This is a genomic window from Kribbella steppae (assembly GCF_004342025.1).
Classification (GTDB): Bacteria; Actinomycetota; Actinomycetes; order Propionibacteriales; family Kribbellaceae; genus Kribbella; species Kribbella steppae.
Map to the genome: position 1 here is coordinate 76149 of NZ_SLWN01000002.1, position 16079 is coordinate 92227.

Sequence of the window (16079 nt, forward strand, 5' to 3'; positions counted from 1 at the left end):
CTCGTTTTCCGGCCGATCGCGCCGAAGGTGGACGGGTGAGGAAGTGAGCCCACCACCGCCCTGGGGGACACATGGCTTTGACGCGCTCCGGCCACCGCATGGTCGGTCTGGCGATGATGATGGTGGTCAGCACTGTGATCGGCACAGTGGTGGTCGCGGCTGCCCGCACGCCCAGCCAGCCGTCGGCGAGCCCGCCACCAGCAGCACCGGTCCAAAAAGCGCTCCCCACCAAGTACGTCGTCCTGACCTTCGACGACGGGCCCGATCCGGTGTACACCCCGCTGATCCTCGACGTGCTCGCGAAGTACGACGCCAAGGCGACGTTCTTCGAGGTGGGCCGGAATGTGGTGAAGCATCCGGCCCTGACCAAGCGGATCCACGCCGCCGGGCACAGTGTGCAGAACCACACCTGGACCCACGCGGACCTCCGGCCGCTGTCTGCGGCATCGTTTCGGCAGCAGATCTCATCCACGGACCAGGCGATCCGCGCTCAGACCGGTGGTACGCCGGCCTGCCTACGGCCGCCGTACGGCGCGATGAACAGCACCGTCACCAAGCGGGCGAAGGCCCTCGGCAAGGATCTCGTGGTCTGGGATATCGACTCACGCGACTGGACCAAGCCCGGTACGGCAGCGATCGTACGGCGCGTGCTGGCCGGCGTACACAACGGTTCGGTGATCCTGATGCATGACGGCGGCGGGAACCGCAGTCAGACGGTCGCCGCGCTGCCGACGATCCTGAAGACACTCAAGGCGCGGGGCTACGGGTTCCGGACCGTCACCTGTTAGGCGAAGGCCTCGACCAGGGGTACGACGTCGGCGATCGACTCGACGATGCGGGTGGGACGGTACGGGAAGCGGTCGACCTCGTGCTCGCCGGTCGAACCAGACAGCACGAGGACGGTGCGCAAGCCGGCCTCGAGACCACTGATGATGTCGGTGTCCATCCGGTCGCCGATCATCACCGCAGTCTCTGAGTGCGCCTCGATCCGGTTCAGAGCGCTGCGCATCATCAGCGGGTTCGGCTTGCCGACGAAGTACGGCGCTACGCCGGTGGCGCGGGTGATCAGCGCGGCCACCGAACCGGTCGCGGGCAGCGGTCCCTCGGTCGACGGGCCGGTCGGGTCCGGGTTGGTGGCCAGGAACCGGGCACCGTCGGAGATCAGCCGGATCGCCCTGGTGATGGCCTCGAACGAGTACGTGCGGGTCTCCCCCAGGACGACGTAGTCCGGCGCCCGCTCGGTCAGCACGTAGCCGATCTCGTGCAAGGCCGTCGTCAGGCCGGCTTCGCCGATCACGTACGCCGAACCGCCGGGGCGCTGGTCGTCGAGGAACTGGGCGGTGGCCAGCGCACTGGTCCAGATCGCCTCCTCGGGGACATCGATGCCACCGGCAAGCAATCGGGCGCGCAGGTCGCGCGGGGTGAAGATCGAGTTGTTCGTCAGGACCAGGAACTTCTTCCCGGATTTCTGCAGCGAGGCGATGAACTCGCCGGCCCCTGGAATGGCGCGTTCCTCGTGCACGAGTACGCCGTCCATGTCCGTCAGCCAGCTCTCCACCGGCTTGTGCTCGGTCATTCAGACTCCTTCGCCGCCGACCGCCCCATCGTAGCGAGGACTCGAAACTGTCGATGGCAGGCGTGAGAATGCGGCCATGGAGCTCTCCGGATACCGCGAACTGTGGCACACGCGCGGCGTGATGGCCCTGCTGGCAGCGTCGCTGCTGGCGCGCTTGCCGATGCTGGCCACGATGGTGCCGGTCGCGTTCCTGGCCAAGGACCTCAGCGGGTCGTTCCGCTGGGCCGGAATCGTCGCCGGTGCGTACTCGGTCGGCATGGCGATCGCCGGACCGCTGTGGTCCAGGACGGCGGACCGGCGCGGTGCCCGTGGCGTGCTGCTGGTGACCGGTATGTCCTGGAGCGTTGCACTGGCGGCGCTGGCCGCCCTCCCGGCCGGGCTCTACCGGCTGATGCCGCTGGTGACCTTCGTCGCGGGGGCGCTCGTACCGCCGGTGATGCAGACGCTGCGGGCAGCCTGGCCGCGGGTCGTCCACGGTCCGGGGCTGCGGACGGCGTACGCGGTGGACGCGACCGCGCAGGAGCTGCTGTTCATCGTCGGTCCGATGCTCGGGGCAACAGCTGTGAGCGTGGCGAGCCCGCGACTCGGTGTATTGCTCGCGGCCGCGATGGCGGCCGCGTTCATCTGGTGGTACGCACTGCTGCAACCCGCGCCGCTCGACCACGACGACGCGAGCGGACCACGGCTGACCGCGCGTCAGCTGGTCTGGCACCGCTATCGCCTGCCGTTGATCCTCTCCTTCGGTCTGTGGGTGATGGCGTTCAGCGGCATCTCCCTCGGCATCGTCGCGTTCGCGGACGAGCACGGTGAGCGGCTGATCGCAGGCATCCTGGAGGCCGTCTGGGCGTTCGGCAGCCTGGTCGGTGGAGCTGTGGCCGGTGCGTTGCCTGGGCGGCATACGTCGTACCTGTGGCGGCGGGCGGCTCTGGTCACAGTGGGCATGCTGCTGTGTGTGTTCGCGACCTGGTCACCGGTGGCGCTCGGCGCCGCGCTGCTTGTGTCCGGCTTGACGCTGGCGCCGGCGATCGGCGCCTTGTACGAGCGTCTTGGCGCGCTCACCCCCGACTCCGTGCGCACCGAGGTTTTCGGCTGGATGGGGAGCGCGGCGATGGGCGGAGCCGCGATCGGATCGGCGGTGTCCGGCGCGGTGGTCGAGAGCTTCGGCGTCCGCTACGTCTGGCTCGTCGCGACGGTGCTCGCGGCAGGGGCGTTCGTCCTGTTGCTCAGAGTCCCACCGCAACTCCCCACCGAAAGCGTGTCCACTGAGTCAGCTGGAGGCCTGCTCGGCGAGGGTGCGTAGCTGGTCGACCATCGCGTTGGGGTTGTCGGCGGCGTAGACGGCTGAGCCGGCGACGAAGACGTCGGCGCCCGCGTCGGCGCAGCGCTCGATCGTGTCCATCGAGACCCCGCCGTCGATCTGGACCCAGAGGTCGAGGCCGTGCTTGTCGAGGAGCTGGCGGGTCCGGCGGATCTTCGGCACGCACACGTCGAGGAACTTCTGGCCGCCGAACCCGGGTTCGACGGTCATGATCAGGATCATGTCGAGCTCGGGGAGGAGGTCCTCGTACGGCTCGATTGGGGTGGCCGGCTTGAGCGCCATCGCGGCGCGGGCGCCCTTGGCGCGGATCTCCCGGGCGGTGCGGATCGGGGCGCGGCACGCCTCGATGTGGAAGGTGACGCTCGAGGCGCCGGCCTCGACGTACCCGGGGGCCCACCGGTCCGGGTCCTCGATCATCAGGTGACAGTCGAGCGGGGTGTCGGTCGCCTTGGCCAGCGACTCGACCACCGGCAGGCCGAGGGTGAGGTTCGGCACGAAGTGGTTGTCCATCACGTCGACATGCAGCCAATCGGCGTTCGACACAGCGGCCGCCTCGTCGGCGAGCCGGGCGAAGTCGGCGGACAGGATGCTCGGCGCGATCTGAATCCCCATGGGCGTCAATCTACCGACGGGCCTTGACCCACTCGACGACCCGGTCCACTGATTCGACTGCCTCGACTCCGGCAGGCAGCGGCGGACGGCGGATCACCACCACGGATACGCCGAGCTCTCGCGCAGCAATCAGCTTGGCAGCCGTCTGTGCGCCGCCGCTGTGCTTGGTCACCAATACGTCGATCTGGTGCTGCCGCATCAGCTCGAGCTCACCGTCAACGTCGTACGGGCCTCGGTCGAGGATCAGCTCGCACCACGTCGGGATTGGCTCCGGCGGCTCGACGCAGCGCGCGAGCGCCCACACGCCGATCCGCGCAAAGGCGGACAGCCCTTGGCGGCCGATGGTGAGGAACGCACGGGATCCAACCGCGGGCAGCAGCCCGGCCGCTTCCGACGCCGTGTCGACCCAGTGCCACTCGTCACCTGGGGCCGAGGTCCAGCCAGGGCGGCGCAGGATCAGGAGAGGTACGTCGACCTCGCGAGCAGCCTCGACGGCGTGCTCGGTCATCGTGGCGGCGAACGGGTGCGTGGCATCGACAACCGCGTCGACCGAGTTGTCCCGCAGCCAGGCAGCCAGGCCCTCGGTGCCGCCGAAACCGCCCTGCCGGACCTCCCCGACCGGCAGGCGCGCGTCCGTGATGCGGCCGGCGAGCGAGGACACCACGTGGACACCAGGCTCGGCCGCGAACGCAGCAGCGAGCGAGCGTGCCTCGCCGGTGCCACCGAGCAGGAGGATCTTCATCGGGTCCGCGTGGTCGAGTACAGGTGACTGTCGCGGAAGGCGGTCGCCGACAGGACCTTGCCCACGATGATGACCGCGGTACGGCGGATGTCCGCGGCGCGCACCTGGTCGGCGATGTCGGCGAGCGTGCCGCGCAGGATCACCTCGTCGTCGCGGGACGCCCGTGCGACCACCGCGACCGGGCAGTCGGCACCGTACGCAGGCGTGAGCTCGTCGACCACGCGGTCGATCACCTGGACAGCGAGGTGCAGCGCAATCGTCGACCCGCTTGCGCCCAAGGTGGCCAGATCCTCGCCGGGAGGCATCGCGGACGCCCGGCCCGCGATCCGGGTGAGGATCACCGTCTGGCCGACCTCGGGGACGGTCAGCTCGCGGCCAAGGGTGGCCGCGGCCGCCGCGTATGCGGGTACGCCGGGTGTCACGTCGTACGGGATGCCGAGGTCGTCGAGGCGGCGCATCTGCTCGGCCATCGCGCTGAAGACCGACGGGTCGCCGGAGTGGAGCCGGGCGACGTCGAGTCCGTCGGCGTTCGCGGCGGCGAGTTCGGCGATGATCTCGTCGAGGTTCAGGGCTGCCGTGTCGACCTTGCGGGCGCCGACCGGGCAGTGGTCGAGGAGCTCGACGGGAACGAGCGCGCCGGCGTACAGGCAGACCGGTGAGGATGAGATCAGGTCACGACCGCGGACGGTGATCAGATCGGCGGCGCCCGGGCCGGCCCCGATGAAGTGCACGGTCACGGGGCCTCCGGTCTGGACGCGGCATTCAATACCGTCACTTGGTCACGCTCCAGATCGTCACTGGCATGGCGGGGCGCCAGCCGGTCATGGTTCCGACCGCCGAGGCGCGCTGGACGTCGAGGCGGACGAGGTCCCCGCCGAGTTCGCCGTACCAGCGGGCGATCAACGCTTCGGTCTCCAGCGTCACGCCGTTCAGCACGAGTCGGCCGCCGGGTGCGAGTGCGTTCCAGCAGGCTTCGACCATGCCGGCCGCGGTCGCTCCCCCGCCGATGAAGATCGCGTCGGGCGTCTCCAGTTCGTCCAATCCGTCGGGTGCCTTGCCCAGCACAACCGTCACCGAGGCACCGAGCGCGGCAGCGTTGCGCTCCAGGCGCTTGGCGCGGTCAGGATCACGTTCGATCGCGATCGCCCGGCAGGTGGGGTGATGCCGCGACCACTCGATCGCGATGCTGCCCGCACCACCGCCGACGTCCCACAGCAGCTGACCCGGAACCGGCGCGAGCCGCGAGAGCGTCACCGCGCGGACCTCGCGCTTGGTGAGTTGCCCGTCGTTCTCGTACGCGTCGTCGGGCAGTCCAGGCACAGTAGGCAGCAGCGCTGCGTCCTCATCCGCCTGGCACAGTACGCCGATCACGTTGAGCGCATCGACCTCGTGCGACCACTCAGCTGCGCGAGCCGTCCGCACACGCTCCGACGGTCCGCCAAGTTGTTCGAGCACGGTCACCGCGCTGGAGCCATAACCACGCGATACGAGCAGTCCGGCCACCTCGGCAGGTGTGTGCGCGCCCCAACTCAACACGAGGAGCCGACGGCCCGGCTGTACGTGCGGGTGCATGAGCTCGACGGGATTTCCGACCAGACTGACCACCTGGACCTGGTCCTGCGCCCACCCGAGTCGCGCAGACGCCAGTGACACGCTCGACGGGTGGGGAATCACCCGTACGGCGTCCGCCCCCAGCAACCGCGTCAACGTCGTACCGATCCCGTGGAACGTCGGATCGCCGCTGGCCAGCACACACACTCGTCGCCCACGGTGCTCGTCCAACAAGCCAGGCAGGGCTTCCGACAACGGAGAGGGCCACGCGATGCGTTGTCCGGTCACCCCAGGGACGAGCGCCAACTGCCGGGTGCTGCCCATCAGTACGTCTGCTGACTCGACGGCACTCCTTGCAGCAGACGAGAGCCCTTCCCACCCGTCCGCACCGATTCCCACGACTGTCACGACGTCACCCGGCATTGCCCAGCACCTTCGTCACAGTGATCTCGATGACCACGCGCTGTGGGTTGACTCGCGGCTCCCGGTAGCGCTTGGCATAGCGCCGTACGGCGTCCTCCACTCGCTCGGGATCGTCGTTGACCACAGCACGCCCCTCCAGCGTCGACCAGCGGCGGCCGTCCACCTGGGTCACCGCGACCGCAGCGACCCCGGCCTGACGGATCGTCCGGGCCTTGTACGACGTACCCGAGCAGATCACCCGCGCGAGCCCCGCCTCGACATCCAGGGTCGCCCCGACCGGCGTCGAGTGCACGGTCCCGTCCGCACGGACGGTGCTCAGCACACACAGATGCCGCTCGGTCCAGAACTCCACAAGTCCATCACTCCAACGCACCCCGCGATGGTAGACGTGATGGCCCGCCCGGCAATCAGCCAGGCGGGCCGTCAGGCGCCGGACCCCTCAGACCGGCGCCGGTACCAGGTCAGCCGACGTCGCGGCGACGGAAGGCGGCCAGGCCTGCCACCGTCAAGGCCGCGGCGATGGCCGTCAGCCAGAGGACCGGAGCGACGGTGAAGTCGCCGCCGGGCAGGCGCGGGGTGTGGCCGTACGGGCTGAGATTCATCACGCCCTCGGGCAGGTTGAAGATCGCGCCGAACTGGCCGATCAGCAGGAAGACGCCGAACAGGACCCACGCACCGGTGACCAGCTTGGGAGCCAGGCCGAACAGTAGGACGACCAGCGCCGTGACCAACCAGATCGCGGGAAGCTGGACGGCCGCCGCCGCGAGCATGCGGGGCACCTGCCGACCCATGTTGCCCAGCGAGGCACCACTGGAGATACCGGAGCCGAGCCCGGCAACCAGGATCAGCGCACCCGTCCCGAACATGGCCATCAGCACGTGACTGCCCAGCCACTGCGCCCGGGTGACGCCGGTGGCCAGCAGCGGCTCGGCCCGGAGCGCCGTCTCCTCCGACCGCAGCCGGAGCGCCGCCTGGATGCCGAAGGCCGAGGCAAGCAGGCCGACCATCCCCATCTCGGTCGCCAGGAACGCGTCGGTGATGCCGTTGACGCCGCCGAGCTTCTCCACCATCTCCCTGGCGCTGTCGCTGGACACGAACCCGTCCACATTGCTGGCGATGTTGCCCACCAACAGGCCGAGCAGCAGGAACGCGAAACCCCAGCCGTACAAGGAGCCTCGGTGCAGGCGCCACGCCAGCGCGAGCGGCGACCGCAGCGACGGTGACGCGGTCGCAGGCCCTGGCCGCGGCCGCACCAGGCCGGCACCGACGTCCCGCCGCCGGATCAGCGCGAACGCACCGGCGACCAGCGCGGCCATGAACACCAGCGGCAGCAGTACGACGACGTACCGGTCACCGGCGAACGCGCGGACCTGCTGGGACCATCCGATCGGCGACAGCCACGACACCCACTCGGACTTGCCGTCGGAGGACGAGTCACCGATTGCCCGCAGTACGTACGAGACCCCGAGGATGACCGCGGTGAACCCGTTCGCGGCGCGAGCGCCTTCGGTCAGCTGAGCGGTCACCGCGGCCACGCCCGCGAAGGACAGTCCAGCCGCGGCCCACATCAGCCCGAAGGCGAACGAACCGGCCGCGGGCAGTCCGACCCCGATCAACGAGAGAGCAGTCAGGAGACCGAGCAGTACGACGGTCCCCGACGACACGATCAGTGCCGCGGCCAGAGCGGCGTACCGGCCGAGGACTCCGGCGCTGAGCAGCTCGAGCCGGCCGGACTCTTCCTCGGTTCGGGTGTGCCGTACGACGAGGATCGCGGCCAGCAACCCGACCAGCGCCGCGCCGAACGCGGTCAGCTTGAACAGCGACAGCTCACCGAGCGAGGTCTCGTCGAAGATCCGGCCGTACAGCGACACCAGGGCCGGCGACGCGTTCGACGTCCGGGCGGCCTCGATCCGGGACTGGACGTCCGGGTAGAGGTCGATCGAGGCCTGTGCCGATCCGGCCGCCATCGTCACGAACACCACGATCCACACCGGGATCAGGATCCGGTCCCGGCGCAGCGCGAGCCGCACCAGGGTTCCGGTACCGACGAAGTCGCTCATGCTTCCGCCTCGCTGGCGCTCGGCTCCAGCATGAGCGATAAGTCGGCTGTGCTTTTTGTTCGCTCGCTGCGCTCGCTCATCGGACCGCCGCCATCGGTTCGGACTCTTCCTCGTAGTGGCGCAGGAAGAGCTCCTCCAGCGTCGGCGGCTGCGCGACCAGGCTCTTGATCCCGCTCGCGGACAGTTGCCGCATCACCGCATCCAGCTGGGCGGTGTCCACCTCGCACCGGACCCGGTTGCCCTCGACATCGAGATCGTGGACGCCGGGCAGTGACGCGAGCCCGTTCGGCGACCCGGCCAGCTCGGCGTGGATCGACGTACGGGTGAGGTGCCGCAGGTCGGACAGCGTGCCGGACTCGACCACCTTGCCGCGCCGGATGATGCTGATCCGGTCACACAGGGCCTCGACCTCGGACAGGATGTGGCTCGACAGCAGCACGGTGCGGTCGCGCTGGCGCTCCTCCTCGATGCACTGCCGGAACACCTCCTCCATCAGCGGGTCCAGGCCGGACGTCGGCTCGTCGAGGATGAGCAGCTCGACGTCCGACGCGAGCGCCGCGACCAGGGCGACCTTCTGCCGGTTGCCCTTGGAGTAGGTGCGGCCCTTCTTGGTCGGGTCGAGGTCGAACCGGCGCAGCAGGTCGTCCCGCTTCTTCGGGTCCAGCCCGCCGCGGAGCCGGCCGAGCAGGTCGATCACCTCGCCGCCGGTCAGGTTCGGCCAGAGGTTGACGTCACCCGGGACGTAGGCGAGCCGGCGGTGCAGCTTCGCCGCGTCGTGCCACGGGTCGCCGCCGAGCAGCGAGACGTCACCGGCGTCACCGCGCAGCAGGCCGAGCAGCACCCGGATGGTCGTGGACTTCCCGGCGCCGTTCGGGCCGAGGAATCCGTGCACCTCACCGGTCGCGACCTCCAGGTCGAGACCATCGAGGGCGTGCGTACTTCCGTACGACTTGTGCAGTCCAGAGACCACGATGGCTGATGTCATAGTTCATAACGTACACTTCATTCAGAAGATTGTGAATCTTACTAACACGGTTCTCACACAGTCGGTGGTTTGCCGGCGAAAGAGGAGATGATGGGGCGGTGAGTGCACAACGAGACGACGAAGCCGTCAGGCGGTACGCCGAGCAGTTCGGCAACCTGCTGGCCGACACGGGCTGGCCGCGGATGGCCGCCCGGGTCTTCGCCGCCATCTTGTCCAGCGAGGAGGGGCGGATGACCGCCGCCGAGCTGTCCGACCGCCTGCAGGCCAGCCCCGCCGCCGTGTCCGGCGCGGTCAACTACCTGCTGCAGTTGCGACTGGCCAGCCGGGAGCGGGAGCCCGGCAGCCGCCGCGACGTGTACGTCGTCCAGGACGACTTCTGGTACCAGACCATGATGCGCCAGGACCAGGCCCTGACCCGCTGGTCCGACTCGCTCAACCAGGTCCTGGCCGCAGCCGGCGAAGGCTCCGCCGCCCACCGCCGGATCCGCGCCTCCCTCGGCTTCATCGAGTTCATCGAGGAAGAGGTCCACGGCCTCAGCGAGCGCTGGATCAAACGCAAAGCCGAGATCGACGCCGCCCTCGACGCCGAGTACGGCACCTAGTCAAGGCAGGGCTTGAACAAGAAGCCGGGCGTTGAGACAGGTTATTCCGTGTCCTAACCCCCGGCTTCCTGTTCAAGGCGTGTCCACAGGCGGGAACTCGGGCGCGACGGCTACATCTGCTGAGTCTGCGCGCCGCCATGGAGCGGATGGGGCCGAAGACCTTTGTCAGTCATCACTCCGCAGCAGTGCTGCACGGCCTCCCGACGTGGGGACTGGACCTGCGCAGGGTCCAGGTATCTCGGACCTCCGGCCGAGCACGATCGGACTCCGTCGTCGAGGTCCACCGCACATCGATAGAGGCGGACGAACTGACCGAGGTGGACGGCCTTCGGGCGGTAGCTCCGGCCCGCGCGGTCGCCGAGTCCGCGTGCGGCTCGTCGTACGAGGTGGGTGTGGTGCTGGGTGACGCGGCGCTTCACCAGCAGCTCGTCGCGCCGGAGCTGTTGATCGCGACGGCGGACCGGCACACGTACTGGAACGGTTCGCCGGCGGCGCGAGCTGCGGCACGATTCGCCAACGGGTTGAGCGAATCGGTCGGCGAGTCCCGGCTGCGGGTACTGATGGCGAACGCGGGCCTCCCGGCGCCGGCACTGCAGGTGGAGATCCACGACCGGAACCACCGGCGGATCGGGCGAGTGGACTTCCTTCTGCTGGGACGGTTGATCGTCGAATTCGACGGAGCACAGAAGTACGGCGACAGCGCCGACGCGGTGCTGGCGGAGAAATGGCGGGAGGACCGGCTCCGGGCGTGCGGTCATCAGGTTGTCCGGACGGGCTGGGCTGACCTCGACCGGCCCCGAGCCACCGCCGAGCGGATCCGTGCGGGGCTGAATGCGTGAACAGAATGTGGTGGCCTGAGACAGGCAATTCCCTGTCCCAGGCCACCAGTTCTTGTCCTAGCCGCGGCTACCGGAGTGTGCCCGCAGCCACAGTGTCCAGGGCTTGCTGGAGCAAGGGGTTCACCTTGTGGTTGGTGGACTTGGACTTGGGGAGGTGTACGGCGTTGCCGTCTATTGGGCCGTTGACCGGGTAGACGGACAGCTCCGCCGGGAGTGGGGAGGTGCCGCAGACCTGGTTCTTGCCGGGGAGTTCGCCGCTGAAGACGAAGGTGTCACCGATCGCCTCGGCGCAGGACGAGGCCGAGCCGACGTACTGGCCGTGCTGGCCCTCGTCGTCGATGGCAACGAACCTGGTCGCCTTGGCGGTGTCCTGGTGAGTGCGCAATGCACCCTCGTACGCCGTCGCCGGATCGAGCTCACCCTGGATCATCAGCATCCGCGGCGAGCCCTTCAGGTCGAGCTTGCGATCCTGCGCCTCGTACGGCCAGAAGGCGCAGAACGGTACGCCGTTCATGTAGCCGAAGAAGTTGTACTTGGCGGCCATCCGGTCCGCCTCGCGCAGGTAGAACCGCGGGTCGCTGTTCCACTTCGTGTCATTGCAGCGGACCGTCGTACCGATGGGACCGAGGTTGACCACGGCGTCACCCGTCGACTTGGCCGCTGTCGCGCGGGCGTCGGCGATCAGCGAGTGGGTCGAGTCCACCTTCAGGGCGGCCAGGGTCGATACGGCCGCCGGCGTCACGCCGTACCGGGCCCGCATCGCGGCGAGGGTGTCGAACGCCTGCAGCTCCGGCGAGATCCGGGCCCAGGCACGGTCGACGTGCCGCAGTTCGATCGCCCCCGAGGCCGACGGGTCCTTGACGTACTCGTCGTGAATCAGGATGTCGAGCGTCCCCCGGATGAAGCGGACATTGCCGTACTGGACGCTGTAGATGGTGGTGTCGAGGCTCTCCCCGGTCTCCGACGACGTACCGGCCTTGACCAGCGTGACCAGGCCCGCGCGGATTCCGTTGTACGTCGCCCGCACCTGCTTGAACGTGCTGCCCAGGCCGTCGATCTGGTCGGCGTGCCGGGCGATCCACGGGAACAACTGGGTGTCCCGCCGGCGCTGGCCGGAGAACGGGTCGAAGTTCACGTTGTCCCACTGGGTGTGGGTCCAGTCCATGTTCGAGTCGATCACGAACCGGCCGACCTTCGACGGGTAGGTGTCGGCGTACCAGCCGCCGAGCCAGGTTCCGTAGCTGTAGCCGATCAGGTTCAGCTGCCGCGCCTTGAACAGCGCCCGCAGGAACTCCATGTCGTACACCGTCTGCTGGCTGCTGACGAACTGGCTGAACTCGGTCGCGGAGCACGCGTCTGCGAGCAGCTTGGCCTCGGCCACCTCGGCCACGTGGGTCTGCCGGGTGCGCTCCTTGCGGTCCGGGGTCGTCGGCAACGCGTTCAGGGCCTCGGTCGTGGTCAGGCACTGCAGCGGGGTGCTCTGGCCGAACCCGCGCGGGTCGAAGCCGAGCAGGTCGAAGTCACTGAACAGCTGGGTCTTCTCGATCGCCAGCGAGGCCGACAGGGTCAGTCCGGCGCCACCCGGTCCGCCCGGGTTGGTCGTCATCAGGCCCTTCGACGTATCGGTGGCCTTGCTGTAGGCGATCGCGACCTCGACGTCGGGGTGCGCGTCCGGGTGGGCCCAGTCCATCGGGACCTTCACCTTCGCGCAGTTGGTGGTCGGCGCCTGCGGGTACAGGTTCTTGACCTGTGCGTCGAACGCGCAGACCGACCAGGTGATCGGCTGGTCGAGGTACTTCTGTGGAATGGACGGGACCGGCGGATCCACCGGACCATTGGCCGCGGGCGCTGCGGCGGCCGAGCTGATGGCCACCTGGGGCATGACGAGTACCGTCGCCAGGGCCAGAGCGATCTTGGGAAGTCTGATCACGCTGTCAACTCCTGTGTGTCCGGGCGGGTTCAGCAGACAGCAACCTATTCCGGAACGGCCACCAGGAACACCCGCCACAGCAAGGTCAAGGGCAATCCCTAAAGCTCGTAGACGGTGAAGATTGTGCAGTACATCGGTGGCGACTCCAGCCCGGGGTAGTACAAACGCCCGACGTCATCGGTGATTTTGAAGTACGCCGTCGACGCGCCCACCTGGGACGGCGCCTGCAACGCCATCGACACTGTCACGATCTCCCCCGGTACGGCGTCCGGCAGCCGAGCGCGATGCGGTGACCGCAACCACCCCGGCGTACCCGCCGCGCCCTGCCGGGTCAGCCAGCGATCGTGCCAGGGCCGTTCACCGCTGTTGCGGACCTCCCAGGTCTTCTCGAACTCCTGGTCCCGGCACACCCGCGTGCCGTCCGGCACCGTCTCCCCCACCAACTCCGCCCGGTCCTCCGGGTGGTGGTCGACCGGCACGGATCCACCGAGCAGCACCGGCTGGACGCGCCGGCGCATGTCCCGCAGCGACATGTCGCGACCGGCTCGGACGGCAGCATCCAGCTCCATCAACTGGTTGACCAAGGCCTGGCCGGCACCGAACGAGGCGTCGTACCACTCGATCAGCTCGCGGCTGGGCTTGGTGTGACCGCGCTCGACCCGGGACAGGTGGCCCTTGTCCCAGCCGGACTGGGCGGCGGCGCGCGACAGCGGTACGCCGGCCGCTTCCCGGAGCTCACGCATCCGGCAGCCGATCACAACACGAGCCTGTGCTGGCCTCACGGCGCACTCCCGAATCGATCGTTGCCCACTGCGACAACAAGATAACTCTCTGATTCTCTGTAAGTCAGTGCCAGTTCGCCACTGACTGAGCGAAAAGGACAAACATCATGCGTACCGCCCTCCTGCGCAGCATCGCTCGTATCACCGCAACCCTCGTCCTCGGCGCGACCGCCCTGGTGAGTGCCGGCACCCTGCCCGCGCACGCCGCCACCGGCACCGTGGTCACCGACAGCGGGCTCGGCGTGACCATCCGGTCCGGGAACGCCACCAGCTTCGGCGCGGTCGGGACCCAGCCGAACGGCCCGGTCGAGATCGACTGCCAGATCTACGGCGAGCCGGTGACCGGCAAGTTCGGCCGCAGCCTGATCTGGGACCACATCCCCGGCAAGGGCTACATCTCCGACGCGTACGTCGACACCGGCAGTTCCGGCCTGGTCGCGCCGCTGTGCACCAGCAACCCGCGCGCCGACAAGTCCATCGCCTGGTACTCCGCCCGCAACGGCTCGACGGCGTTCCAGGGGTACTGCGAGATGGCCGCCGAGAACTCCTACGGCAAGACCGGGATCTACGCCTCGGCCAAGGCCAACTGGAACGACGCCGTCGCCCGCGGCGCCGCCCACCGCGGCGACCTGAACCCGCCGAAGGGCGCTCTGGTCTTCTGGGACCTGGCCGCACCGTACGGCCACGTCGGTGTGGCCCGCGGTGACGGCTACTTCTGGGCCACCAGCGTCAACGGCAGGATCGGCCTGGCCAAGCTCCCGTACTTCTCCAGCTACCTCGGCTGGGCCTGGCCGAACTTCTGACCACCACTCACCCGAAGAGCACCTGGACGCGCGTTCCGCCCCTCACGCGTCCAGGTGCTCTTCCATGCGGTCGAGCCAGTCGGCGACCAACGCTCGATAGACCGCGTGCCGTCGGACCGGGAGGAAGTGGTCTTCCTGATCCAGTACGGCGTACGTCGCGCGGGGGTAGTCGTCGAGGACGGACCAGGCGTCGGCGTAGCCGGTCATCGTGTCCTGGCGAGCGGTGACGATGAGGGTCGGGCCGTCGAAACGGGCGGCCGGGTCCTCGCTCAGGGCGTAGGTGCGTACGTCGGCCTGGATGCGGCCGAGGAACTCGAGATCCGCCTGCTCTTCGGTGACGTCGTAGTACCTGCGCTGCTTGTCGTGCCACTCGGATGTCTTGGTGAGGTGCTCGTCGGTTGGCAGGTCCCGCTTGGCGCGGTCGACGATGATGCCCGGCACCCGGAGGAGCAGGCCGAGGATCCGGGACGGGTCGCGTTGGACGATGCCACGGGAGTGCAGGCCGCCGGCCGACGTACCGGCGAGGGCGAACCGCTCGGTGCCGACGACCTCGTCGATCAGTACGGCGATCGCCGCGAGCATCCCGTCCTGGTCGGTGATCCCGGGCACCGCGGGAGACTTACCCGTCCCCGGCGGATCGACGTAGATCCGCCGCCACCCGGTACGCCCCTCGAACACCGGCTCGTGGATGTCGCGACCCTCGCCGGCGTCCCCGCCCCAACCGGGCAGGAAGACGATCGGACGGCCTGCACCGAACGATTCGTAGTACATCCGACGACCATAGCCACGGTCGCGACGGCTCAGGGCGCCTTTCTCTTCGTGGCAGAATCCGGCGGCCGCTCGCCCGAGCCGCGCTGGATCAGCGCGCAGGGCAACACGATCCGCTGCGCTGGGCGGGTGTCGGTGCCCGACGCACGATCCAGCAACAGCTGAGCCGCGTTGCGACCCAACTCGGCGATGTCGGAGGCAACGACCGTCACCGGTGTCGGCAGCATGTCGGCCAGCCGGAAGTCGTCGAACCCGACCACAGCCGGCTCCGTGCCGACCTCCTGCAGCGCCCGCAACACACCTTCGGTGAGGAAGTTGGTCGAGGCGAAGACGGCTGTCGGCGGATCGGGCTGCAGCATCAACTCGAGGGTCGCCTTCTCCGCGGCCTCGGCAGTGCCCTCGGGCAACTGCACGACGAGCGACTCGTCGACGTCGATCCCCGCCGATCGATACGCCCGGCGGTAGCCGCGCAACCGCCGCCCGGTCGTGTAGTACGACGGCGCCAGCAGGATCGCGATCCGCTCATGACCCTGATTCAGCAGGTGCTCGGTCGCGAGCCGGCCGCCACCCTCGTTGTCGACCATCACGATGTCGGCCTCGATCCCGTGCGCCGGCCGGTCGACGAACACCACCGGTACGCCGGCCCCCGCGAGGAACGAGTGATCACCTTGGTCCGGCACGATCATCAACCCGGCGACCTGCCGGCTGACCAACTCCTGGATCGCCCGCTTCTCCCCCTCCGGGTCCTCGTCGACGCTGCCCAGGACGACGGCGAACCCGGACTGCCCGGCCACCTCCAGCGACGCCTTCGCGATGGTCGCGTAGAACGGGTTGGTCAGATCGCCGAGCACCAGGGCGAGACTCGACGACTTCTTACCCGGTCGCAGCGCACGGGCGACCTCGTTGCGCTGGAAGCCGAGCTCCGCGATCGCGGTCCGAACCCGCTGCGCGGTCTCGTCCCGGACACCGTGGCCGCCGTTCACCACCCGCGACACCGTGCCCAACCCCACCCCGGCCCGCCGGGCGACGTCGATCATCGTCGGCCGGCTGGCCTCCGGGACTGTTGGAAACGTTTCGGACACGGGGTT

Annotated in this window: 17 protein-coding genes; 5 read left to right on the forward strand and 12 right to left on the reverse strand. The window is 68.9% G+C overall.

The window, feature by feature from the left end:
- Window positions 1-71 precede the first annotated feature (71 nt).
- Entirely contained in the window at window positions 72-788 is a 717-nt protein-coding gene (locus EV652_RS05185) for a polysaccharide deacetylase family protein (protein WP_242001578.1), read from the forward strand.
- Here the strand turns inward: EV652_RS05185 and EV652_RS05190 are convergent.
- Entirely contained in the window at window positions 785-1576 is a 792-nt protein-coding gene (locus tag EV652_RS05190) for an HAD-IIA family hydrolase (RefSeq protein WP_132207846.1), read from the reverse strand. The genes EV652_RS05185 and EV652_RS05190 overlap by 4 nt on opposite strands.
- A gap of 76 nt (window positions 1577-1652) precedes the next feature.
- Here EV652_RS05190 and EV652_RS05195 point away from each other — a divergent pair, with 76 nt between their 5' ends.
- Window positions 1653-2876: an MFS transporter gene (locus tag EV652_RS05195; protein ID WP_132207847.1), complete on the forward strand. Its 1224-nt coding sequence runs from the start codon at window positions 1653-1655 to the stop codon at window positions 2874-2876.
- Here the strand turns inward: EV652_RS05195 and rpe are convergent.
- The 7 genes from rpe to EV652_RS05230 all read right to left on the reverse strand — a co-directional run bounded on the left by rpe (window position 2844) and on the right by EV652_RS05230 (window position 9267).
- Window positions 2844-3506, reverse strand: coding sequence for a ribulose-phosphate 3-epimerase (gene rpe / locus EV652_RS05200; protein ID WP_132207848.1), 663 nt, complete (start codon window positions 3504-3506; stop codon window positions 2844-2846). The two genes, EV652_RS05195 and rpe, sit on opposite strands and share 33 nt — an antisense overlap.
- A gap of 10 nt (window positions 3507-3516) precedes the next feature.
- The gene (locus tag EV652_RS05205) at window positions 3517-4248 is read right to left on the reverse strand and encodes a cobalt-precorrin-6A reductase (protein WP_132207849.1); all 732 of its coding nucleotides are present in this window, start codon (window positions 4246-4248) and stop codon (window positions 3517-3519) included.
- Window positions 4245-4985 carry a precorrin-4 C(11)-methyltransferase gene (gene cobM / locus EV652_RS05210; protein WP_132207850.1) on the reverse strand — a complete coding sequence of 247 codons (741 nt, stop codon included), beginning with the start codon at window positions 4983-4985 and terminating at the stop codon, window positions 4245-4247. Before cobM ends, EV652_RS05205 begins: the two co-directional genes overlap by 4 nt.
- A 34-nt stretch (window positions 4986-5019) precedes the next feature.
- Window positions 5020-6222, reverse strand: a complete 1203-nt coding sequence (cbiE, locus tag EV652_RS05215) for a precorrin-6y C5,15-methyltransferase (decarboxylating) subunit CbiE (RefSeq protein ID WP_132207851.1) — start codon at window positions 6220-6222, stop codon at window positions 5020-5022.
- On the reverse strand, window positions 6212-6595 hold the full coding sequence (locus EV652_RS05220) for a TIGR03618 family F420-dependent PPOX class oxidoreductase (protein WP_132207852.1): 384 nt from the start codon (window positions 6593-6595) through the stop codon (window positions 6212-6214). Before EV652_RS05220 ends, cbiE begins: the two co-directional genes overlap by 11 nt.
- 88 nt (window positions 6596-6683) lie before the next feature.
- Window positions 6684-8282: an ABC transporter permease gene (locus tag EV652_RS05225; protein WP_132207853.1), complete on the reverse strand. Its 1599-nt coding sequence runs from the start codon at window positions 8280-8282 to the stop codon at window positions 6684-6686.
- Window positions 8283-8358: 76 nt separating this feature from the next.
- Window positions 8359-9267: an ABC transporter ATP-binding protein gene (locus EV652_RS05230; protein WP_132207854.1), complete on the reverse strand. Its 909-nt coding sequence runs from the start codon at window positions 9265-9267 to the stop codon at window positions 8359-8361.
- 98 nt (window positions 9268-9365) lie between these two features.
- Between EV652_RS05230 and EV652_RS05235 the strand changes: the two genes are divergently transcribed.
- A complete protein-coding gene (locus EV652_RS05235) occupies window positions 9366-9869 on the forward strand; it encodes a GbsR/MarR family transcriptional regulator (protein WP_132207855.1) in 504 nt (167 codons plus the stop codon).
- 137 nt (window positions 9870-10006) lie between these two features.
- The gene (locus EV652_RS05240) at window positions 10007-10708 is read left to right on the forward strand and encodes a putative endonuclease domain-containing protein (protein WP_132207856.1); all 702 of its coding nucleotides are present in this window, start codon (window positions 10007-10009) and stop codon (window positions 10706-10708) included.
- A 67-nt stretch (window positions 10709-10775) separates the two neighbouring features.
- Here the strand turns inward: EV652_RS05240 and EV652_RS05245 are convergent, their stop codons facing one another.
- Together EV652_RS05245 and EV652_RS05250 are read right to left on the reverse strand one after the other, a co-directional pair.
- Window positions 10776-12638 carry an alpha/beta fold hydrolase gene (locus EV652_RS05245; protein ID WP_132207857.1) on the reverse strand — a complete coding sequence of 621 codons (1863 nt, stop codon included), beginning with the start codon at window positions 12636-12638 and terminating at the stop codon, window positions 10776-10778.
- 98 nt (window positions 12639-12736) lie between these two features.
- Window positions 12737-13420 carry an NBR1-Ig-like domain-containing protein gene (locus tag EV652_RS05250; protein ID WP_132207858.1) on the reverse strand — a complete coding sequence of 228 codons (684 nt, stop codon included), beginning with the start codon at window positions 13418-13420 and terminating at the stop codon, window positions 12737-12739.
- A 107-nt stretch (window positions 13421-13527) separates the two neighbouring features.
- On the opposite strand from EV652_RS05250, the gene EV652_RS05255 reads away from it, so the two are divergent.
- Window positions 13528-14223, forward strand: a complete 696-nt coding sequence (locus tag EV652_RS05255; RefSeq protein ID WP_132207859.1) for a CHAP domain-containing protein — start codon at window positions 13528-13530, stop codon at window positions 14221-14223.
- A gap of 42 nt (window positions 14224-14265) precedes the next feature.
- On the opposite strand, the gene EV652_RS05260 is transcribed toward EV652_RS05255, so the two are convergent.
- Together EV652_RS05260 and EV652_RS05265 are read right to left on the reverse strand one after the other, a co-directional pair.
- On the reverse strand, window positions 14266-14994 hold the full coding sequence (locus tag EV652_RS05260) for an alpha/beta fold hydrolase (RefSeq protein WP_132207860.1): 729 nt from the start codon (window positions 14992-14994) through the stop codon (window positions 14266-14268).
- A gap of 29 nt (window positions 14995-15023) precedes the next feature.
- Window positions 15024-16073: a LacI family DNA-binding transcriptional regulator gene (locus EV652_RS05265; RefSeq protein WP_242001579.1), complete on the reverse strand. Its 1050-nt coding sequence runs from the start codon at window positions 16071-16073 to the stop codon at window positions 15024-15026.
- Window positions 16074-16079 lie beyond the last annotated feature (6 nt).